This is a genomic window from bacterium, assembly GCA_035703895.1.
GTDB lineage: Bacteria > Sysuimicrobiota > Sysuimicrobiia > Sysuimicrobiales > Segetimicrobiaceae > Segetimicrobium.
Genome location: DASSXJ010000300.1, coordinates 1 through 19282 on the forward strand (window position 1 = coordinate 1; position 19282 = coordinate 19282).

At 67.6% G+C, this 19282-nt stretch carries 38 protein-coding genes; all 38 read left to right on the top strand.

Annotated features, from left to right (window positions below; all coding sequences use genetic code 11):
* Positions 1-142: elongation factor Tu (tuf, locus tag VFP86_19605; GenBank protein HET9001856.1), on the top strand; the 142-nt coding region annotated here is incomplete at its 5' end.
* A gap of 22 nt (positions 143-164) precedes the next feature.
* Positions 165-470 carry a 30S ribosomal protein S10 gene (gene rpsJ, locus VFP86_19610; protein HET9001857.1) on the top strand — a complete coding sequence of 102 codons (306 nt, stop codon included), beginning with the start codon at positions 165-167 and terminating at the stop codon, positions 468-470.
* The gene (gene rplC, locus VFP86_19615) at positions 467-1102 is read left to right on the top strand and encodes a 50S ribosomal protein L3 (GenBank protein HET9001858.1); all 636 of its coding nucleotides are present in this window, start codon (positions 467-469) and stop codon (positions 1100-1102) included. The genes rpsJ and rplC overlap by 4 nt, the downstream gene beginning before the upstream one ends.
* Positions 1099-1740 (top strand): 50S ribosomal protein L4, encoded by a 642-nt coding sequence (rplD, locus tag VFP86_19620; protein ID HET9001859.1) that lies wholly within the window; start codon positions 1099-1101, stop codon positions 1738-1740. The genes rplC and rplD overlap by 4 nt, the downstream gene beginning before the upstream one ends.
* Positions 1737-2024, top strand: coding sequence for a 50S ribosomal protein L23 (rplW, locus tag VFP86_19625; protein HET9001860.1), 288 nt, complete (start codon positions 1737-1739; stop codon positions 2022-2024). The genes rplD and rplW overlap by 4 nt, the downstream gene beginning before the upstream one ends.
* Before the next feature lie 53 nt (positions 2025-2077).
* A complete protein-coding gene (gene rplB, locus VFP86_19630) occupies positions 2078-2902 on the top strand; it encodes a 50S ribosomal protein L2 (GenBank protein HET9001861.1) in 825 nt (274 codons plus the stop codon).
* Positions 2903-2932: 30 nt separating this feature from the next.
* Positions 2933-3271, top strand: a complete 339-nt coding sequence (rpsS, locus tag VFP86_19635) for a 30S ribosomal protein S19 (protein ID HET9001862.1) — start codon at positions 2933-2935, stop codon at positions 3269-3271.
* A 13-nt stretch (positions 3272-3284) separates the two neighbouring features.
* Positions 3285-3617 (top strand): 50S ribosomal protein L22, encoded by a 333-nt coding sequence (gene rplV, locus VFP86_19640; protein HET9001863.1) that lies wholly within the window; start codon positions 3285-3287, stop codon positions 3615-3617.
* An 11-nt stretch (positions 3618-3628) separates the two neighbouring features.
* Positions 3629-4384, top strand: a complete 756-nt coding sequence (gene rpsC / locus VFP86_19645) for a 30S ribosomal protein S3 (protein ID HET9001864.1) — start codon at positions 3629-3631, stop codon at positions 4382-4384.
* Positions 4353-4772 carry a 50S ribosomal protein L16 gene (gene rplP / locus VFP86_19650; GenBank protein HET9001865.1) on the top strand — a complete coding sequence of 140 codons (420 nt, stop codon included), beginning with the start codon at positions 4353-4355 and terminating at the stop codon, positions 4770-4772. Before rpsC ends, rplP begins: the two co-directional genes overlap by 32 nt.
* Complete coding sequence (gene rpmC, locus VFP86_19655; GenBank protein ID HET9001866.1) at positions 4769-4975, top strand: 50S ribosomal protein L29; 207 nt, start codon at positions 4769-4771, stop codon at positions 4973-4975. Before rplP ends, rpmC begins: the two co-directional genes overlap by 4 nt.
* Positions 4972-5235, top strand: a complete 264-nt coding sequence (gene rpsQ / locus VFP86_19660; GenBank protein HET9001867.1) for a 30S ribosomal protein S17 — start codon at positions 4972-4974, stop codon at positions 5233-5235. The genes rpmC and rpsQ overlap by 4 nt, the downstream gene beginning before the upstream one ends.
* Positions 5232-5600: a 50S ribosomal protein L14 gene (gene rplN / locus VFP86_19665; GenBank protein HET9001868.1), complete on the top strand. Its 369-nt coding sequence runs from the start codon at positions 5232-5234 to the stop codon at positions 5598-5600. Before rpsQ ends, rplN begins: the two co-directional genes overlap by 4 nt.
* Positions 5600-5929 carry a 50S ribosomal protein L24 gene (rplX, locus tag VFP86_19670; protein ID HET9001869.1) on the top strand — a complete coding sequence of 110 codons (330 nt, stop codon included), beginning with the start codon at positions 5600-5602 and terminating at the stop codon, positions 5927-5929. The genes rplN and rplX overlap by 1 nt, the downstream gene beginning before the upstream one ends.
* A 10-nt stretch (positions 5930-5939) precedes the next feature.
* Positions 5940-6488 carry a 50S ribosomal protein L5 gene (gene rplE, locus VFP86_19675; GenBank protein ID HET9001870.1) on the top strand — a complete coding sequence of 183 codons (549 nt, stop codon included), beginning with the start codon at positions 5940-5942 and terminating at the stop codon, positions 6486-6488.
* 4 nt (positions 6489-6492) lie between these two features.
* A complete protein-coding gene (locus VFP86_19680; protein ID HET9001871.1) occupies positions 6493-6678 on the top strand; it encodes a type Z 30S ribosomal protein S14 in 186 nt (61 codons plus the stop codon).
* Positions 6679-6693: 15 nt separating this feature from the next.
* Positions 6694-7086 (top strand): 30S ribosomal protein S8, encoded by a 393-nt coding sequence (rpsH, locus tag VFP86_19685; protein ID HET9001872.1) that lies wholly within the window; start codon positions 6694-6696, stop codon positions 7084-7086.
* 15 nt (positions 7087-7101) lie between these two features.
* A complete protein-coding gene (rplF, locus tag VFP86_19690; GenBank protein ID HET9001873.1) occupies positions 7102-7662 on the top strand; it encodes a 50S ribosomal protein L6 in 561 nt (186 codons plus the stop codon).
* A gap of 11 nt (positions 7663-7673) precedes the next feature.
* Complete coding sequence (gene rplR, locus VFP86_19695; GenBank protein HET9001874.1) at positions 7674-8042, top strand: 50S ribosomal protein L18; 369 nt, start codon at positions 7674-7676, stop codon at positions 8040-8042.
* Between the two features lie 9 nt (positions 8043-8051).
* The gene (gene rpsE, locus VFP86_19700) at positions 8052-8687 is read left to right on the top strand and encodes a 30S ribosomal protein S5 (GenBank protein ID HET9001875.1); all 636 of its coding nucleotides are present in this window, start codon (positions 8052-8054) and stop codon (positions 8685-8687) included.
* Entirely contained in the window at positions 8672-8890 is a 219-nt protein-coding gene (rpmD, locus tag VFP86_19705; GenBank protein ID HET9001876.1) for a 50S ribosomal protein L30, read from the top strand. Before rpsE ends, rpmD begins: the two co-directional genes overlap by 16 nt.
* The gene (gene rplO, locus VFP86_19710; GenBank protein HET9001877.1) at positions 8874-9341 is read left to right on the top strand and encodes a 50S ribosomal protein L15; all 468 of its coding nucleotides are present in this window, start codon (positions 8874-8876) and stop codon (positions 9339-9341) included. The genes rpmD and rplO overlap by 17 nt, the downstream gene beginning before the upstream one ends.
* Positions 9338-10606 carry a preprotein translocase subunit SecY gene (secY, locus tag VFP86_19715; GenBank protein ID HET9001878.1) on the top strand — a complete coding sequence of 423 codons (1269 nt, stop codon included), beginning with the start codon at positions 9338-9340 and terminating at the stop codon, positions 10604-10606. Before rplO ends, secY begins: the two co-directional genes overlap by 4 nt.
* A gap of 10 nt (positions 10607-10616) precedes the next feature.
* Positions 10617-11279 (top strand): adenylate kinase, encoded by a 663-nt coding sequence (locus tag VFP86_19720; protein ID HET9001879.1) that lies wholly within the window; start codon positions 10617-10619, stop codon positions 11277-11279.
* Positions 11280-11281: 2 nt separating this feature from the next.
* Positions 11282-12055 carry a type I methionyl aminopeptidase gene (map, locus tag VFP86_19725; GenBank protein ID HET9001880.1) on the top strand — a complete coding sequence of 258 codons (774 nt, stop codon included), beginning with the start codon at positions 11282-11284 and terminating at the stop codon, positions 12053-12055.
* Between the two features lie 37 nt (positions 12056-12092).
* Positions 12093-12386, top strand: coding sequence for a KOW domain-containing RNA-binding protein (locus VFP86_19730; protein ID HET9001881.1), 294 nt, complete (start codon positions 12093-12095; stop codon positions 12384-12386).
* A gap of 3 nt (positions 12387-12389) precedes the next feature.
* Complete coding sequence (infA, locus tag VFP86_19735) at positions 12390-12608, top strand: translation initiation factor IF-1 (GenBank protein HET9001882.1); 219 nt, start codon at positions 12390-12392, stop codon at positions 12606-12608.
* Between the two features lie 25 nt (positions 12609-12633).
* Positions 12634-12747 carry a 50S ribosomal protein L36 gene (rpmJ, locus tag VFP86_19740; protein ID HET9001883.1) on the top strand — a complete coding sequence of 38 codons (114 nt, stop codon included), beginning with the start codon at positions 12634-12636 and terminating at the stop codon, positions 12745-12747.
* Positions 12748-12756: 9 nt separating this feature from the next.
* A complete protein-coding gene (gene rpsM / locus VFP86_19745; protein ID HET9001884.1) occupies positions 12757-13152 on the top strand; it encodes a 30S ribosomal protein S13 in 396 nt (131 codons plus the stop codon).
* 33 nt (positions 13153-13185) lie between these two features.
* A complete protein-coding gene (rpsK, locus tag VFP86_19750; protein ID HET9001885.1) occupies positions 13186-13572 on the top strand; it encodes a 30S ribosomal protein S11 in 387 nt (128 codons plus the stop codon).
* A 13-nt stretch (positions 13573-13585) separates the two neighbouring features.
* Positions 13586-14215 (top strand): 30S ribosomal protein S4, encoded by a 630-nt coding sequence (gene rpsD, locus VFP86_19755; GenBank protein ID HET9001886.1) that lies wholly within the window; start codon positions 13586-13588, stop codon positions 14213-14215.
* 70 nt (positions 14216-14285) lie between these two features.
* On the top strand, positions 14286-15221 hold the full coding sequence (locus tag VFP86_19760; GenBank protein ID HET9001887.1) for a DNA-directed RNA polymerase subunit alpha: 936 nt from the start codon (positions 14286-14288) through the stop codon (positions 15219-15221).
* Positions 15221-15574: a 50S ribosomal protein L17 gene (rplQ, locus tag VFP86_19765; protein HET9001888.1), complete on the top strand. Its 354-nt coding sequence runs from the start codon at positions 15221-15223 to the stop codon at positions 15572-15574. Before VFP86_19760 ends, rplQ begins: the two co-directional genes overlap by 1 nt.
* 33 nt (positions 15575-15607) lie before the next feature.
* Positions 15608-16450 carry an energy-coupling factor transporter ATPase gene (locus VFP86_19770; protein ID HET9001889.1) on the top strand — a complete coding sequence of 281 codons (843 nt, stop codon included), beginning with the start codon at positions 15608-15610 and terminating at the stop codon, positions 16448-16450.
* Positions 16447-17313, top strand: coding sequence for an energy-coupling factor transporter ATPase (locus VFP86_19775; protein ID HET9001890.1), 867 nt, complete (start codon positions 16447-16449; stop codon positions 17311-17313). The genes VFP86_19770 and VFP86_19775 overlap by 4 nt, the downstream gene beginning before the upstream one ends.
* Positions 17300-18112 (top strand): energy-coupling factor transporter transmembrane component T, encoded by an 813-nt coding sequence (locus tag VFP86_19780; protein HET9001891.1) that lies wholly within the window; start codon positions 17300-17302, stop codon positions 18110-18112. The genes VFP86_19775 and VFP86_19780 overlap by 14 nt, the downstream gene beginning before the upstream one ends.
* Positions 18109-18888 (top strand): tRNA pseudouridine(38-40) synthase TruA, encoded by a 780-nt coding sequence (gene truA, locus VFP86_19785; GenBank protein HET9001892.1) that lies wholly within the window; start codon positions 18109-18111, stop codon positions 18886-18888. The genes VFP86_19780 and truA overlap by 4 nt, the downstream gene beginning before the upstream one ends.
* A partial coding sequence (locus VFP86_19790; GenBank protein ID HET9001893.1) for a GNAT family N-acetyltransferase occupies positions 18885-19282 on the top strand: 398 nt, incomplete at its 3' end. The genes truA and VFP86_19790, both read left to right, overlap by 4 nt.

Below are 19282 nucleotides of genomic sequence, written 5' to 3' on the forward strand. Positions count from 1 at the left end.
GGAGATGGTGATGCCGGGGGACAACGTGACGATGGAGGCGGCGTTGATCACGCCGATCGCGTTGGAGGAAGGGCAGCGGTTCGCGGTGCGGGAGGGGGGCCGGACGGTGGGCGCGGGGGTCGTGGCCAAGATCCTCGACTAGCCCAGTCCGAGAGGAGCGGGGGATGGCGCAGAAGATTCGGATCAAGTTGAAGGCCTACGATCACAAAGTGCTCGACCAGTCCGCGGAAAAGATCGTGGATACGGTCAAGCGGACCGGCGCGCGGATCTCGGGTCCCGTCCCGCTCCCCATCGACCGCAACATCTACTGCGTGATCCGCTCACCGCACATCGACAAAGAGTCGATGGAGCACTTTGAACTCCGGACCCACAAGCGCCTCATCGATATCCTCGAGCCGACCCCGAAGACCGTGGACGCCCTGATGCACCTCGACCTGCCCGCGGGCGTCGATATCGAGATCAAACTGTGATGGCTGCGCTGCTGGGGAGGAAACTCGGCATGACCCAGGTGTTCGACGAGGCGGGGAACGTCGTGCCCGTGACCGTCGTCGAGGCCGGGCCCTGCACGGTGGTAGGCGTGCGCACACCGGCTCGGGAAGGGTATGCCGCGGTGCAGCTGGGCTACCAGGAGGTCGCGGAGACGAAGGTGGGCAAGCCCCTCCGCGGCGTCTTCAGCCGAAAAGGACTGCGGCCCTACCGCGTCATTCGCGAGGTGCCGCTCGGTGAGGGCGAGCAGCTCGAGGTGGGGCAGTCGATCAAGGCCGACGTGTTCGCGAAGGGTGATCGGGTAGACGTCGTCGGCGTGACCAAGGGCAAGGGATTTTCGGGGACGATCAAACGGCACAACTTCGGCGGCCAGCGGGATTCCCACGGCGTCAGCCTGATGCACCGCGCGGTCGGCAGCATCGGGTCGAGCAATATCGCCCGCGTGTTTCGCGGCAAGCGCATGCCCGGGCGTCTGGGGGGCACGCGGGCCACTGTTCGGGGCCTCGACGTGGTGCGGGTGGATCTCGAGCGGAACGCGCTCCTGATCCGGGGCGCGCTGCCGGGTCCCCGCGGGAGCCTCATTCTGATCCGGAAAGTAGGGACGGCGCGCGCATGAGCACGGTCGCGGTCTACGATATGCAGGGGAAGCGCACCGGGGAGGTCGCGTTGCCGGCGGCGCTCACCCGGAAGCCCCACACGGTCGTGCTGCACGAAGCCCTGGTGTGGCAGCTCGCCGGCCGCCGGCGCGGCACCCACGCGACCAAGACCCGCGGCATGGTCGCCCGGAGCACGCGCAAGCTGTACCGTCAGAAGGGGACCGGCCGGGCCCGACACGGCGCGCGGGGCGCTCCGCTGTTCGTGGGCGGCGGTATTGCCTTTGGGCCGCACCCCCGCTCGTACGCCTTCCGGCTGCCCAAGCGGATCCGCCGGCTGGCCCTGCAGTCGGCGCTCGCGGCGAAAGCCGCGGCCGGGCGGTTCGCCGTGCTCGACCGCCTGAGCCTCGAGCAGCCGAAGACGCGGCTCCTCGCGGGTCTCGTCCGCGAGATCGGCGGGGCTGGGGCGTCCGAGCGGCGTGGGGTCGTGCTGTTGATCACGGCCGGATCGGAGCCCGCAGTGACGCGCGCGGCCGCGAACCTGCGAGCGCTTCGCGTGCTGCCGGCGACCGCGCTGAACGTCCACGCGATCCTCGCGTGCGAACATCTGCTCGTGACCCAGGACGCGCTCGCGAGGATCACCGAGGCGTTCGCCCAATGAACGATCCCCGAGAGGTCATCCGGCGTCCGATCGTGACCGAGAAGAGCATGCGCGGGACCACGATCGGCAAGTATACGTTCGAGGTGAATCGGACCTCGCCCAAGCCCGTGATCCGGGACGCCGTGCAGCGGCTGTTCGGGGTCAAGGTCACGAAGGTGAACGTGATCGCGATTCCCGGCCGCCAGCGCCGGCGCGGACAGCATCACTACCGGCAGCCCGGGCTGCGGAAGGCGATCGTGACCTTGGCCGAGGGCGACAAGATCGACCTGGAGAAGCTTGGCTAGTCCGCAGCGTTATCGCGGGCGAGCGATGCTGGACCGAGCGGAGGCTTGAGGTCATGGGCGTGAAGAAGTTCAAGCCAATCACCCCCGGGCGACGGTTCATGACCGTCTCCACCTTTGAGGACATCACCTCTACCGAGCCCGAGCGCGGGCTGCTCCGTCCGCTCATCTCCCGAGGCGGGCGGAACGCGCAGGGCAAGTTGACCGTCCGGCATCAGGGCGGTGGGCACAAGCGCCGGTACCGGCTGATCGATTTCAAGCGGACCAAGGACGGGATCGCCGCGCGGGTCGCCAGCATCGAGTACGATCCGAACCGATCCGCGCGCATCGCGCTCGTCCACTACCGCGACGGCGAGAAACGGTACATCTTGGCCCCGGTCGGCCTGGGCGTGGGGGATGTGGTGGAGTCGGGTCCCAAGGCGGAGATCAGGCCGGGGAACGCGCTGCCTCTCCGTGCGATCCCCTTGGGCACGACCGTGCACAACCTCGAGTTGCAGGTGGGCCGGGGAGGACAGCTCGTGCGCAGCGCCGGCGGAGCCGCGCAGCTGATGGCCAAGGAGGGGGAGTACGCGCAGGTCCGGCTGCCCTCCGGCGAGGTGCGGATGATTCACCTCGACTGCCGCGCGACGGTGGGCCAGGTGGGCAATCTCGATCACGAGTCGATCAGCGTGGGCAAGGCCGGCCGCTCGCGCTGGATGGGCTGGCGCCCGTCCGTGCGCGGCGTGGTGATGGATCCCTCCAGCCACCCGCACGGCGGGGGTGAAGGGAAATCGCCGATCGGCATGCCCGGCCCGGTTACCCCGTGGGGGAAGCCGACGCTCGGGTACAAGACCCGGAAGACCAAGCCGAGCGACAAGTTCATCGTGAAGCGGAGGAAATAGGATGCGTGCGCGGATCGGGGGCAGCTGAGCATGGGCCGGTCCATCAAGAAGGGCCCGTTCGTCGACAGCCACCTGCTGGACAAGGTGCGGGTGCTCAACAAATCCCGTGAGAAGCGGGTGATTCGGACCTGGTCCCGCCGGTCGACGGTGGTGCCGGAGATGGTGGGCCATACGATCGCGGTGTACGACGGGCGGAAGCACGTGCCGGTCTACGTCACAGAGAACATGGTCGGGCACAAACTCGGAGAGTTCTCTCCGACGCGGACGTTCAAGAGCCACGGGGCGCGGGTGGAGAAGACGACCTCGGTGAAGCCCGCGGGTCCGAGTGCCCCGGCCGCGACCCCGGCCGCGGCGCCGCCGGCGTCGTGAGGGAGGATCCGCGATGGACGTGAAGGCCGTTGCCCGGTACGTGCGCATCTCGCCGCGGAAGGTCCGTCCGGTGATGGCACTGATCAAGGGCAAGGGGGTCGATGAGGCCCTCGCCGTGCTCCGGTTCTCGCCCAACCGGGCCTCCGAGGCGGTGGCGAAGGTCGTCAAGTCGGCGGCCGCCAACGCCGAGAACAACCTGGAGCTCGCGCGGGACACGTTGCGGGTCGCGCAGGCGTTCGTCGACAGCGGCCCGAGCATCAAGCGGATGCAGGCGCGGGCGCGGGGTCGCGCGGACGTGATCAAGAAGCGCAGCAGCCATATCACGATCGTCGTCCAGGGCGAATAGGGAGGCGCGCGGTGGGACAGAAGATCCACCCGATTGGACTGCGGCTCGGCATCATCAAGGATTGGGAGTCGAAGTGGTACGCGGAAAAGAACTTTCCCGACCTCATCCAGGAAGATCAGACGCTGCGCCGGCACATCAAGAAGAAGCTGGGCCGCGCGGGCATCTCGCGGATCGAGATCGAACGGACCGCCAACCGGGTGCGGATCACCATCCACTCGGCCCGGCCCGGGATCATCATCGGCCGTGGCGGGACGGGGATCGATGCGTTGAAGAAAGAGCTGGACGCGCTCACGGGAAAACAGATTCAGTTGAACGTCCAGGAAATCCGCCGCGCGGAACTCGAGGCCACCCTCGTCGCGCAGAACGTGGCCAGCCAGCTCGAACGCCGGGTGGCGTACCGGCGGGCGATGAAGCAGGCGGTGGCGAGGACGCTGCGGAGCGGGGCCAAGGGGATCCGCATTTCGTGCAGCGGCCGGCTCGCGGGCGCGGAGATCGCCCGGTACGAGTGGTACCGGGACGGCCGCGTGCCCCTGCAGACGCTCCGCGCCGATATCGATTTCGGGGTGGCCGAGGCCCTGACGACTTACGGACGGATCGGGGTCAAGGTGTGGATCTACCGCGGGGATGTCTTGCCGGAGCGCCGCCGTCCCGGCGAGCTGCGCGGCCGTCCGGGGGAGACGGTGGTGCTCCCCTCGCGCATGCCGCGGGTGACCGTGCAGAGGAGGGCTGAAGCCCATGTTGATGCCCAAGAGAGTGAAGTTTCGTAAGGCGCATCGGGGGCGGATGCGCGGCGAAGCCCAGCGGGGAGCGTCGGTGGCATTCGGGGAGTTCGGCCTCCAGGCCCTGGATCGAGGATGGGTGACGTCCCAGCAAATCGAGGCGTCCCGGCGCGCGGTGACCCGGTTTATCAAGCGCGGCGGCAAGCTGTGGATCCGCATCTTTCCGGACAAGCCGGTCACCAAGAAGCCGGCCGAGACACGGATGGGCAGCGGCAAGGGCAATCCGGAACTGTGGGTGGCCGTGGTCCGTCCGGGTCGCGTGATGTTCGAGCTGGCGGGGGTGACGGAGGAGATCGCCAAGGAAGCGCTGACGCTGGCCGGACACAAACTGCCGATCAAGACGCGATTCGTGCAGCGCATTGAGGGGCAACTATGAGCGTCGGGGATCTCCGCGAGCTGGGGGCGCCCGAACTCAACAAGCGGCTGGGGGAAGCGCGGCAGGAACTCTTCAATCTCCGCCTCCAGCGCGCGTCGGGGAAGCTGTTGAACCCGGCCCGCGTGGTGGCCGTACGGCGGACCGTCGCCCGCCTGCTGACGGTGTTGCGCGAGCGCAACGAGGAAGAAGGAGTGGCGAGATGACCGAGGGGGGACGTTCGGCCCGGAAGACCCAGGTGGGGACCGTCGTGAGCGACGCGATGCAGAAGACGGTCGTGGTCGAGGTCCAGCGCCGCGGCCGCCACCCGTTTTACAAGAAGATCATTCGGCATACCCGCCGGTTCAAGGCGCACGATGAGGCGGGCGACGCGCACGTCGGCGACAAGGTGCTCATCGCGGAGACCCGGCCGCTCAGCAAGGACAAACGGTGGCGGGTCGCCGAGGTGCTGGAGCGGGCGCGATGATCCAGAACTACACCCGGCTGCGGGTGGCCGACAATACGGGCGCTCGGGAGATCATGTGCATCCGGGTGCACGGCGGCTCCAGGCGCCGGTATGCGGGCATTGGGGATGTGATCGTGGCGACGGTCAAGCAGGCCATCCCCAACAGCGCCGTCAAGAAGGGCGAGGTGGTGCACGCGGTGGTGGTTCGGACGACCAAGCCGATGCGGCGGCCCGACGGGTCGTACATCCGGTTCGACGACAACGCCGCGGTGTTGATCACCGACCAAAACAACCCGCGGGGCACGCGCATCTTCGGGCCCGTGGCGAGAGAGCTGCGCGAGAAGCAGTTCATGAAGATCATCTCGCTCGCGCCGGAGGTCTTGTGATGCGGACGTCGATTCACGTCAGGCGCGGGGACACCGTCGAGGTGATCACGGGTAAGTACCGCGGCAAGCGGGGTAAGGTGCTCCGGGTGGTTCCCAAGCACGGCCGGATCATCGTGGAGGGGCTGATGGTGGCCAAGCGCCACATGAAGCCCACCGAGAAGATGCCCGCGGGCGGGATCGTGGAGAAAGAGATGCCGTTTGTGGCGGGCAAGGCGATGCTGGTGTGTCCGCGGTGCGGCCGGGCCGTCCGGTTCGGGCACCGCGTCCTGGACGACGGCACGAAGGTCCGGATCTGCCGGCACTGCGGCGAGATCATCGACAAGGCATAGGGGAGTGCCGATGGCACGGTTGCGCGAGCGGTACAAGAACGAGATCGTGGCGGACCTGAAAAAGCGCGTGGGGTACACCAACGTCATGCAGGTGCCGCGGGTGGAGAAGGTCGTCATCAACATGCGCGTCGCGGACGCCCTCCAGGACCAGCGGCATTTGGACAAGGCGGTCGAGGAGTTGACGCTGATCAGCGGCCAGCGGCCCGTGATCACCCGGGCCCGCCGGTCGATCGCCGCGTTCAAGCTGCGGGCAGGGAACCCGATCGGCTGCAAAGTGACGCTTCGCGGTGAGCGGATGTATGAGTTCCTGGACAAACTCTTCAGCATCAGCCTGCCCCGGATCAAGGACTTCAAGGGGCTCTCCACGCGCTCGTTCGACGGCCGCGGCGGGATGAACATCGGGGTGCGGGAGCAGTTGATGTTTCCGGAGATCGAGTACGACAAGGTGGACAAGATTCGAGGGATGGACATCACGATCGTGACGACGGCGCGGACGGACGAGGAAGCGCGCGAGCTGCTCCGGTCACTCGGGCTGCCGATCCGCGAGGGGGCGAGTTAACGGGATGCCCAAAAAGGCGCTGCTTCTGAAGTGGCGGAAACCGGCGAAGTTCAAGGTCCGCCGGTACAGCCGGTGCCGGAACTGCGGCCGGCCGCGGGCGGTGTTCCGGAAGTTCGGGTTGTGCCGGATTTGCCTCCGGACCCTGGCCCACCGCGGCGAGATCCCGGGTGTGGTGAAAGCGAGTTGGTGAGGTGAAGCAGTGGGTGTGATCACAGATCCCATCGCGGATATGCTGACGAGGATCCGGAACGCCCTGGTGGCGCGGCATCCTCAGGTCTCGATGCCCAGCTCGCGCATGAAGCTCGAGATCGCCAAGATCCTCAAGACCGAAGGGTTCATCGCCGATTATCACCTGGACAAGACGGCTCCCGACGTGATCCGGATCTCCCTCCGGTACGGCGAGCGCAAGGAGGGCATCATCACCGGCCTGAGGCGGGTCAGCCGCCCTGGGCTCCGGATCTACGCGCGCCGCGCCGAGCTGCCTCGAGTCCGCGGCGGGCTCGGCGTAGCGATCGTCTCGACCAGCCGGGGGATCATGACCGATCGTGAGGCCCGCAAGGCGGGAATCGGAGGCGAAGTGTTGTGCTTCGTCTGGTAATGGGAGGGCGGTTCGATGTCGCGAGTTGGTAGGCTGCCGATTGGGATCCCGGCGGGGGTCGAGGTGGCGGTCGACGGACAGGTCGTCCGGGTGAAGGGGCCCAAGGGGGCGCTCGAGCGGACCGTGCACGACGCGATCCGGGTGGCGGTGGAGGACAAGCGGATCATCGTCACGCGACAGAGCGACGATCGGTCGCATCGGGCGCTTCACGGGTTGACGCGCGCGCTCGTCGCCAACATGGTCAACGGGGTCACGAAGGGCTATCAGATCGAGCTGGAGATCCAAGGGGTCGGCTACCGGGCCCAGAAGCAGGGCCAGAACCTGGCCATTCAGGTCGGGTACTCCCACCCCGTCGAGATCACGCCGCCCAAGGGGGTAACGCTCGACGCGCCCCAGCCCACCCGCATCGTGGTGGGCGGGATCGACAAGGAGCAGGTCGGGCAGCTGGCGGCGACCATCCGCGCGATTCGCGAGCCCGATCCCTACAAGGGGAAAGGGATTCGGTATCTCGGCGAGCGGGTCCGGCGCAAGCCTGGGAAGGCCGGGAAGGCCACCGTTGGCGCGGCCAAGTCCTGAGAGGGTGGGCGATGATTAAGCACAAGGACCGAAACGAGTCTCGCCGGAGGCGGCATCTGAGAATCCGCCGATCCGTCCGGGGCAAGGCGGATCGGCCGCGGTTGTCGGTGTTCCGGAGCCTCGCCCACATCTACGCGCAGGTGATCGACGACCACCGGCAGGCCACGCTCGTCGCGGCGTCGTCGCTGGATCCCGAGATCCGCACGGAAGCGTCGAACGCGAAGAAGACCGAAGCCGGCCGTCTCGTGGGCCGTCTGATCGCCCGGCGGGCGAAGGAAAAAGGCGTCGGGCGCGTCGTGTTCGACCGAGGCGGGTATCTGTATCACGGCCGCGTCAAGGCGCTGGCCGAGGGGGCCCGCGAGGGCGGGCTGGAGTTTTAGGAGGCGCGCATGCCGAGGACGAAGGGCAAGGGGAAAGGCAAGGGGGCCAAGGCCAAGAAACTGCGGAAGATCGAGGCGCCGCCGGCGCAGAAACCGGCCGGGCTGGAGTATCTCCACCGGCGGGTCAGCGCGGACGCGATCAACCTGACGACGGAGCGGGCGATATGGATCAACCGCGTGGCCAAAGTGACCAAGGGCGCCAAACGGTTCAACTTCAGTGCCCTCGTCGTGGTCGGGGATGAGCACGGCCACGTCGGCATCGGGCTCGGCAAGGCCGGCGAGGTGCCGGATGCGATCCGGAAGGGCACCGAGGATGCCAAGAAAAACCTGATGGGCGTGTCGCTCGCGGGGACGACGGTTCACCACGACATCGTGTCCACGTTTGGGGCGGCCAAAGTCCTGCTGCGTCCGGCCGCGCGCGGGACCGGGGTCATCGCCGGAGGGCCGGTGCGCGCGGTGCTCGAGGCGGCGGGGGTGCGTGACATCCTCACCAAGTCGCTCGGCAGCAACAACCCCATCAATCAGGCGCGCGCGACGCTCAAGGGGCTCTTGGACATCCGGGATCCTCGGGAAGTGGCCAAGTCGCGCAACAAGTCGGTCGAGGATCTGCTGGGCCGGCGGGCGCTCCAGTGGCTGAGCGCGTGACGGCGGGGGGCCAGATGCGCGTGACCCTCCGGCGGAGCCTGATCGGGCGCCCCGAGGTCCAGCGGAGGATCGTCCGGGCCCTGGGCCTTCGCCGGGTGGGCGCCACGCGCGTGCACGCTCGGACCCCGGCGGTGGAGGGGGCGGTCAGGAAAGTCGGGCACTTGGTCAGCGTGGAAGAGGTGGGGCATGGTCGGGATCGGTGAGTTGAGACCCGCCCGCGGCTCCCGACGCCGGCAACGGCGGATCGGCCGCGGAGGGTCCTCGGGGCGGGGCAACACCGCGGGACGCGGCAACAAGGGACAAAAAGCGCGGAGCGGCGGACAGACCCGTCCGGGGTTCGAAGGCGGCCAGCTGCCCCTGGTCAAGCGGGTCCCGTATCGCCGCGGCGTCCGCGGCGCGGGCAGCGTGATGACGGGCGGCGGGCCCCGTCCGCGGATGGGGATCGTCAACATCGGCCGGCTCAGCATCTTTCCGCCGGGGACCGAGGTGACGCCCGACGCCCTCAAACAGGCCCGGTTGGTGCAGGAAGACCGGGTGAAGATCCTCGGGACGGGCGAGGTCCCGCATGCGCTGGTCGTGAAGGCGCACGCATTCAGCAAGACGGCGCGGACGCGCATCGAGGCGGCCGGCGGCCAGGTGCAGGTGCTGTCATGATTCCAGGTCTGGCCAACATCCTCCGCATCCCGGATCTCCGCCGGAAGTTTCTGTTTACGATCGGGATGCTGGCGATCTTCCGGTTGGGATCGCACATTCCCGTGCCCGGTGTGGACGTGGCGCGGCTGCAGTCCCTGTTCAACCAGCAGGGCAACGTGTTCGGCTTCATCGACCTGTTTGTCGGCGGCGCGCTGTCGCGATTCGCGCTGTTTGCGTTGGGGGTGTTCCCCTACATCACGGCGTCGATCATCTTCAGCCTCCTCGAAGTAGTCTTCCCCCGGCTGAAGGAGATGCATCGGGAAGAGGGGGAGGCGGGGCGGCGGAAGATCGGGCAGTACACGCTGTACCTCTCGGTCGGGCTCGCCGTGATTCAGTCGGTCGGGCAGATGGTGCTGATCAGGAACCTCGGGGCGATGCCCGACACCCGGCCGCTCGTGCAGGGCCTCGTTGTGGTGACGCTCGTCGCCGGGACGATGGTGCTGACGTGGATGGGCTCGATCATGACCGAGTACGGGATCGGGAACGGGGTGTCGCTCTTGATCTTCGGGGGGATCGTGGCACGGCTCCCCAACCAGCTCTCCCAGACGATCGGATTGGTCAAGGTCGGGGAGGCCTCCATGTTCCGCGCGGTGGCGGACGTGGGCGTCATCATCCTCAGCATCGTGCTGGTCATCATCGTCACCCAGGCCGTGCGCAAGATCCCGATCCAATACGCGAAGCGCATCGTCGGGCGGCGAATGCTCGGAGGGCAGACCACCCACCTGCCGATCCGGATCGCGTCTGCGGGCGTGATCCCGATCATCTTCGCGATCTCCGTCCTGCAGTTCCCGACGACGATCGCCCAGTTCTCAGCGTGGCCGTGGCTCCAACGCTTGGGCAACATGCTGAGCATCAGCAACGTCCTGGGCGCGGCCCTCTACTTCGTCCTGATTATCGTGTTCACGTACTTCTACACGGCCGTCACGTTCGATCCCGAGGACGTGTCCGACAACATCAAGAAATACGGGGGGTTCATCCCGGGCATCAGGCCGGGGCGGCCGACCTCCGAATACCTCACCCGGATCCTCGAGCGGCTGACGCTGGTGGGGGCGCTGTTCCTCGCCCTGATCGCCGTGGGGCCGATCCTGCTGGGACGGTTTACAGGCCAGCTGACGTTGTACCTGACCGGAACGTCGCTCCTCATCGTCGTCGGGGTGGCGCTCGAGACCATGAAGCAGATCGAGGCATATGTGCTGATGCGCCATTACGAAGGGTTCATGAAGTGACGGGCGCGCGATGAACCTCGTCTTCATGGGCCCCCCCGGCGCGGGGAAGGGGACGCAGGCCGAGCTGTTCCAAGAGCGGCACGGGATCCCGCACATTTCCACCGGGGACATGTTCCGGCAGGCCGTGCGCGATGAGACGGACGTCGGGAGACGCGCGCAGGCGTACATGCAGCGGGGGGACCTGGTGCCCGACGAGATCGTCGATGAGATGGTCCGGATCCGCCTCACCAACCCCGACTCCGCGCACGGGTTCATCCTGGACGGGTACCCCCGCACGCTCGGCCAGGCCGAGGCGCTGGACAAGCTGCTCGGCAAACGGGAGCAGAGGCTCCACGCGGTCGTGTCGTTCGAGATCCGCGAAGAGGTTCTGCTCCGCCGCCTGACGGGACGTCGCGTGTGCCCCAAGTGCGGCGCGATTTACCACCTGGATCACAAACCGCCGCGCGTGCCTGGGCGGTGTGACCTGGATGGCACCGAGCTCGTGCAGCGCAAGGATGATGCGATCGACACGGTGCTCCACCGGCTGAAGGTTTTCCGCCAGTGGACGGCGCCGCTCGTGAATCACTACCGGCACAGGGGACTCTATCTGGCGGTGGACGCGGAGCAGGCCGTCGAGGACGTTCATCAGCATATCCTGGCGTTCGTCCGGTCGAGGGCGGGGCGGGGGGCCTGAGAGTGGTGCAGGCGATTATGGTGAAGTCGAAAGAGGACCTCGCGGCGATGCGCCGTGCCGGGCAGGTCGCGGCGCAGGCGCTCGAGACGGTCGTTCAGGCGGTGCAGCCGGGGGTCACGACCCACGACCTCGACCAGATCGCGGAAGACCGGATTCGCCGCCTCGGCGGCGTCCCCTCGTTTCTCGGGTATCGGGGGTTCCCGGCCAGCATCTGCACCTCGGTCAACGACGAGGTCGTCCACGGGATCCCGGGCCCTCGGACGCTTCACGAAGGAGAGATCATCAGCGTGGACCTCGGGGCCGTGGTGGAGGGGTTCCACGGGGATCTGGCGGTGACGGTCCCAGTGGGGAAGGTCTCCGGCGAGATCGACCGTCTCCTCCGGGTGACCCGCGAGGCCCTCGCGATCGGGATCCGTGCCGTGCGGCCAAAGGGACGGCTCGGCAACGTGAGCGCCGCGATCCAGAAGTACGTGGAGGACCACGGGTTCTCGGTCGTGCGGGAGTTTGCGGGGCACGGGATCGGCCGCCGCCTGCACGAGGAGCCGCAGATCCCGAACTTCGGCCGGCCCGGCAATGGGGTGCCCCTGCGGCCGGGCATGACCTTGGCGATCGAGCCGATGGTCAACATGGGCACCGCCGAGGTGATGATGGATCCCGACGGCTGGACGGTGCGGACGCGCGACCACAAGCCGTCGGCCCACTTCGAGCACACCGTGGCGGTTGGTGAGGACGGCCCGATCGTGCTGACTGGACTTCCAGCGGAGGGATCAGTATAATGACTTGTTACGTGCCTCGTCCCGTGCGGAGCGCGCGATGCCGGTGATGGTCGAGGTGGGCGCGGCGAAGGACTTGCTGGGCCGGGTGGCCACCTCGCGGTCGGGGCGCGACACGGGATCCGTGTACATCGTGGTTCGCGTGGAGAGCCCGACCGTCGTGTTCGTGGCAGACGGGCGGGCCCGCAGCGTCTCACGCCCCAAGCGGAAGAACGTGAAGCACCTCGAGTTGGGCGCGCCGGCCGCCGGCCTGGCGGAACGGCTCGGGGCCGGTCAACCACCCACCGATGAAGAGATCCGGGCGGCGATCGGCGCCGGGACCGGCACGGAATAATCGATGGCCAAGAAGGACGTCATCGAGGTCGAGGGGACCATCGTCGAGGTGCTGCCCAACGCGATGTTTCGTGTGGAACTCTCGTCCGGCCACAAAGTGCTGGCGCACATTTCGGGCAAGATGCGGATTCATTTCATCCGGATCTTGCCGGGCGACCGGGTGAAAGTGGAACTGTCGCCCTATGATCCCACACGGGGGCGTATCACGTATCGCTTCCGGTAGCGAGGCGGAGAGAAGGTGGTGGACGGTGAAGGTACGGGCGTCGGTCAAGCGGATGTGCGAGAAGTGCAAGATCGTCAAGCGGGGCAATCGCGTGCTCGTGATCTGCGACAACCCCAAGCACAAGCAGAAGCAAGGGTAGGAGGGACGCATGGCGCGCATCGCCGGGGTCGATCTGCCGCGTGAAAAGCGAGTCCAGGTGGCGTTGACGTATATCTACGGGATCGGCAAGAGCCGGTCCAACGAGATCCTCCAGATCACCGGGGTGAACCCCGATACGCGCGTCCGCGGCCTCACCGACGAAGAGGTGACGCGGCTGCGCGAGGTCATCGATCGCAACTACAAGGTCGAGGGGGACCTGCGCCGCGACGTGGCGATGGACATCCGGCGCTTGGTCGAGATCGGATCGTACCGGGGCCAGCGCCACCGCAAGGGACTGCCGGTACGCGGCCAGCGGACCCGCACAAACGCGCGCACGCGGAAGGGTCCCCGCAAGACCGTCGGCCGGAGCAAAGCGGCAAAGGTGCCGGCGGCGGCCCCGGCCTAGGCGGGTTCGCGGAGACGACTCGGGAGGGCGAGGATGGCGAAGAGCACACGCGGCAAGCGAAGGGAAAAGAAGAATGTGCCCGCGGGGATCGCGCACATTCAGTCGACGTTCAACAACACGGTCGTGACCATCAGCGACCTCCAGGGCAACGTGCTCGCCTGGGCGAGCGCGGGAACCTCGGGGTTCAAGGGCTCCCGCAAGGGGACCCCCTTCGCCGCGGGTCTCGCCGCGGAGAACGCCGCGCGTAAGGCGATGGAGCAAGGCGTGCGCCAGGTCGAAGTGTTCGTCAAGGGGCCCGGGGCGGGTCGCGAGGCGGCGATCCGATCGCTGCAGGCCGCCGGGCTCGAAGTGAATCTGATCAAGGATGTCACGCCCATCCCGCATGATGGATGCCGTCCGCCCAAGCGGCGGCGGGTGTAGCAAAGGAGGCGCCATGGGTCGGTATCACGAGGCGGTCTGCCGGTTGTGCCGTCGGGAGGGCATGAAGCTCTACCTCAAGGGAGAGAAGTGCTACACCGACAAGTGCCCGGTGGCCAAAGATACGACACCTCCCGGGATGCATGGTCCCAGCCGGCGGAAGCCGTCGGACTTCGCGGTGCGCCTGCGGGAGAAGCAGCGCGCGCGCCGGTTCTATGGGGTGTTCGAGGGGCGGTTCAAGCGCTATTTCCAGCTGGCGGCTCGGTCCAAGGGCACCGTGACGGGCACGCAGCTGCTTCAGCTCTTGGAGACGCGGCTCGACAATGTGGTGTACCGTCTCGGTCTCGGCAGCAGCCGCAAGGAGGCCCGTCTCATGGTGGCCCACGGGCATGTCGTCGTGAACGGCCGGCGCGTGACGGTGCCGAGTTACCAGGTCCGGCCGGGATCGGTGGTGGGGGTGGCGCCGGGGAGCCGGGAGCAACCCCGGTTCAAGGCGCTGCAGGGGGCGGCTCCGGGGCGCGGCCTGCCGGGATGGCTGGAGTACAGTGCGGAACGGTTGGAGGGACGGATGCTCACGCTGCCGTCCCGCGAAGATATCGATGTGCCGGTGCAGGAGCAGTTAATCGTTGAATACTACTCGAGGTAGCGCATTCATGGACATGAACATGCTGATAGGAGCCACGGGGTTGCGCGTTCCAAACGGGGGGTTGGGAGAAGTGTGGGAGACCACGAAGCCCAAGATCGAGTACGCGGAGCTCTCCGATACGTACGGGAAGTTTATCGTGGAGCCGCTGGAGCGAGGATTTGGGGTCACCCTCGGCAATGCCCTGCGGCGGGTCTTGCTGTCCTCCATTTCGGGCGCGGCCGTCACCTCGGTCAAGATCGAAAGCGTGCTGCATGAGTTTTCGACCATTCCGGGGGTCGTCGAGGACGTCACCCAGGTGATCTTGAACCTGAAGGAACTGTCGCTGAAGCTCCACAGCGACAAGCCGAAGCTCCTGCGCCTGGAGGTGCGGGGCAAGAAAGACGTGATCGCGGGGGACCTGCAGCCCGACGCCGAGGTCGAGATCCTCAACCCCGATTTGCACCTCGCCACCCTCGACGGGAAGAGCGCGCACCTGGCGATGGAGTTGGTGGTCGAGCGCGGCAAGGGATACGTGCCGGCCGAGCGCCACCGGAAGAGCGAGCACGTGATCGGCGTCATTCCCGTCGACTCGGTGTTCTCGCCTATTCAAAAGGTCAACTATGTGGTCGAAGACACGCGGGTGGGCCACGCCACCGACTTCGACCGGCTCGTCCTGGAAGTATGGACGGACGGGAGCATCCGGCCGGAGGAGGCGCTCCAAGAATCCGCGCGCCTCTTGATCGACTGCTTCCGCCTCTTTGTCGGCACGGCAGTGACGCCCGAGGTCGCCGTGGGGCCGCAGGCGGATGAGGCGAACAAGATGGCCTCGATGCCCATCGAGGAACTCGACCTCTCCGTCAGGCCGTACAACTGTCTCAAGCGGGCCGGCATCAACACGCTGGGAGACCTCCTGCAGCGGACGGAAGAGGAAGTGGTGAACGTCAAGAACTTCGGCCGGAAGTCGCTCGACGAGGTCAAAGAAAAGCTCGCTGCGCTCGGGCTGGAGTTGCGCCGGAGGGGGGCCTGATGGCGCTCGGGCAAAAGGGGCGGCGGCTCGGGCGCGACACCGGGGCGCGATTGGCCCTGTTTCGGGGACTGGTGTCGGCCCTCATCGTCGAGGAGCGTATCGCCACCACGGAGCACAAGGCCAAGGAGACGAAAAAAGTCGCCGACCGGGTGATCGACCTCGCGCTGCGTAACGACCTGCATGCCCGCCGGCAGATCGCGCGGCTGTTGACCGATCGGATGGTGGTGCGGCGTCTCTTCGGGACGATCGTGCCCCGCTATCAAAAGGGACGGGGAGGATACACCCGGATTATCCGGACCGCTCCGCGGCGAGGCGACGCCGCGCCGATGGCCCTGCTCGAGCTTGTGAAGTAGCGGGACGCTCGCCGCCGGCGTCCCGGCCTCTCGATGGTCCCTCCCCTGATCGCGGTCCGGGACCTCCACTACGCGTACCACCCCGGCACGCCCGATTCCACCCCGGCGCTCCAAGGCATCGATCTGGATGTCGCCTCCGGCGAATGCCTCGCCATTATCGGCGGGAACGGCTCGGGCAAGAGCACCCTGGCCAAGCACCTGAACGCGCTGCTGCTGCCCACCTCCGGCGAGGTGCGCGTGGACGGCATCGACACTCGCGATCCGGAGGGCGCGTGGCAGGTCCGCCAGCGGGTCGGCATGGTATTCGAGCATCCGGACAATCAGATCGTGGCCGCGGTCGTCGAAGAGGACGTCGCGTTCGGGTGCGAGAACCTTGGTCTGCCGCCCGCGGAGATCCGTGATCGCGTGGACCGGGCGTTGCAGACCGTCGGCCTCCAGTCCCTACGGCGCCACCCCCCACACCAGCTCTCAGGCGGCCAAAAGCAGCGCGTGGCGATCGCCGGCGTGCTGGCCATGCATCCGCGGTGCCTGGTCTTGGACGAGGCGACCTCCATGCTCGATCCTCAAGGACAGCAGGAGGTGATGGAGACGGCGCTGGGGCTGTGCCGCCGGGACGGGTTGACCTTGGTCCTCATCACCCACACGATGGAGGAGGCGGCCGCGGCGGACCGGATCGTTGTGATGGCCCAAGGGCGGATCGCTCTGGCGGGGGCCCCGGCGGAGGTCTTCGCGCAGGAACGTGAGCTGCGCCGGCTCCGGCTCGAGGCGCCGGAACTCGTACGCCTGGGCCGCGCGCTCGCCGCGGACGGGATCGCCGTGCCTTCCGACCTGCTCACGCTCGATGCGCTCGTCGACGCCCTCGCGCCCCGCCCATGATCCGCTGTGAGCACCTGACATACATCTATGGACGGGGCACGCCGTTTCAGGTGCAGGCCCTCACCGACGTGTCGCTGGAAATCCGCGCAGGGGAGATCGTCGGCGTGATCGGGGCCACCGGATCGGGCAAATCCACGCTGATCCAGCACATGAACGGCCTGCTCCGCCCCGCGAACGGCCGGGTGCTGCTGGACGATGTCGACATCCACGGATCACGCGTAGATCGCCGCCGCATCCGGCAGCAGATCGGCCTCCTGTTCCAGTACCCCGAGCAGCAGTTGTTCGAGGAGACCGTGCTGGCGGACGTGGCGTTCGGGCCGCGGAACTTGGGTCTGACCGAGGAAGACGCCCGCGCTCGGGCCCACCGTGCGCTCGAGCAGGTGGGCCTGCCGCCCGACCGGTTTGGATCCCGCTCGCCGTTCGATCTCAGCGGGGGGGAGATGCGGCGCGCGGCGATCGCCGGGGTCCTGGCCATGGAGCCCCGGATGCTCATTCTGGATGAGCCGACGGCCGGCCTCGATCCGATGGGGAGGCGTGATCTCCTGGACCACGTCCGCCGGCTCCACCGCGACCGGGGGTTGACGGTCGTGCTGATCACGCACAGCATGGACGCGGTGGCGCAACTGTGTGAGCGCCTGTTCGTCCTCGATCGAGGCCGCCTCGTGGCCGAGGGTGCGACGCGGACCGTGTTTGCCGACGCCGCCCGCCTCACGGCGCTCGGGTTGGGAGTGCCACAAGTGACCCGCCTCGCCCACCGGCTCCGGGAGCGCGGGGTCCAGGTCCGGGCAGACTTGTTGACGATCGAGGAAGCCCGAGTCGCCATTCGCGAGGCGCTGGCGGTACGGGGCCGTGGACCTCTTTAAGGGGCTCGTCCTCGGGCAGTACGTCCCAGTGGACTCCATCGTCCACCGCCTCGATCCCCGCACCAAGATCCTGGCCACCGTCTTGCTGCTGGGCGTGCTCTTTGGCGTCGGCGCGTTTGCCGGCCTGGCGCTCCTGACCGCGTTCCTCGGCGGCGTCGCCCTCATCGCGCGGATCGGTCTCCGATATCTCCTCCGCGGGATTCGGCCCCTGTTCTGGCTCCTGGTGTTTGCCGTGGTGCTGCAGGTGTTCTTCGGAGAGGCGGGGGGCCACCCGATCGTCCAGTGGGGCCCGGTCGTGATCACGCGCGAGAACGTTACCCAGGCCGCGTTCTATGGCTGGCGGTTGATTTTGCTGGTCCTGTCCACAACGCTGATGACGCTCGTCACGTCTCCCGTGGAATTCACCGACGGGCTGGAGCGTCTGCTTCGCCCGCTGCAGCGGGTGGGCGTTCCCGCCCACGATCTGGCCATGATGATGACGATCGCCCTGCGGTTCATTCCGACGCTGCTCGAAGAGGCCGAGAAGATCATGAAGGCGCAGATGGCGCGGGGCGCCGAGTTTAGCCGGGGGGGCCTGGTCACGCGCGCTCGGGCGCTGATCCCGCTGCTCGTCCCGCTGTTTGTCAGCGCGTTCCGCCGGGCGGACGCGCTGGCGGTGGCGATGGAGGCCCGGTGCTACCGGGGCGGGGAGGGCCGAACCCGGATGCGCCCCCTCGAGCTGCACGTTCGAGATGTCGTCGCGCTGCTGGTGGTGGTCGCCGCATCTGCCGCGGCGCTCCTCCGTCCGGCGGTCTGGTGATCGTGCCGACGCGGAAATTGGTCCTCGAGTACGATGGGACCGCGTACTGCGGATGGCAGCGTCAGCGGGGGACGGCCGCGGGGGGCGCGCCTTCCGTGCAGGCGACCGTAGAACGGGCCGTGACCGCGGTCACGGGGGAGGTGGCCCAACTCGTCTGCGCGGGCCGGACCGACGCGGGCGTCCACGCGCTGAGCCAGGTTGCGCACCTCGTGATCCAGAGCCGGATCCCCGCGGGCCGGTTCCCCGGGGCCCTCAACGCGTACCTGCCTGCGGATATCCGCGTCCTTCAGGTCGAGGACGTTCCCGACGGCTTCCACGCCAGGTTCGACGCCGTCTCCCGTACATATCGGTACGAGATCCTGAACCGCCCGGCACCGTCGGCGCTGCTGCGCCACCGCGCCTACCACGTCACGGATCCGTTGGACGTCGCTGCGATGCAGCGCGCGTTTTCCCCGTTTCTCGGCCGCCACGATTTTGCCGCGTACCGGGGTGCGGGGAGCCCCACGCGAACGACCGACTGCACGGTCACGGTGGCCGAATGCGTTCGGCGCGGCCCGCGCGTCCGGATCGCCATTACCGCGGATCGGTTCCTCCGGCACATGGTGCGGATGATCGTCGGCACCCTCGTGCGCGTTGGAACGGGCCGGCTCCCTGAGGATGCGCCGGGCCTGTACCTGGGGGGATCCGGCCACCGCGGGACCGGCCCGACCGTACCGGCCCACGGGCTGTACTTGGTGCGGGTGGACTACCCCTCGCGGCAGGCCGTCGGCTCGTGACCGAGTACTTCTTGAAGACGGCGCGTCTTGGATTCGGTCGCTGGTCGATCGATGATCTCCCCCTCGCGCTCGCCCTCTGGGGCGACCCTCGGGTCACTCGGCTCATCGGCGGGCCATTTTCGCACGAAAAGATACAGGAGATACTGACGAGAGAGATCGCGTCGATGCGAGTCCACAATGTTCAGTACTGGCCCCTCTACCTGTTGCAAGGCGGCGCGCACGTGGGATGCGCCGGGCTGCGGCCCTATAAGCCGGAAGACCACACGTATGAGATGGGGTTCCATCTTCGACCTGACTATTGGGGGCGAGGCCTGGCGGTCGAGGCCGGGCTGGCGATTATCGCCTTCGCGTTCGAGACGCTCGGCGCACACGCCCTCTTCGCCGGCCATCACCC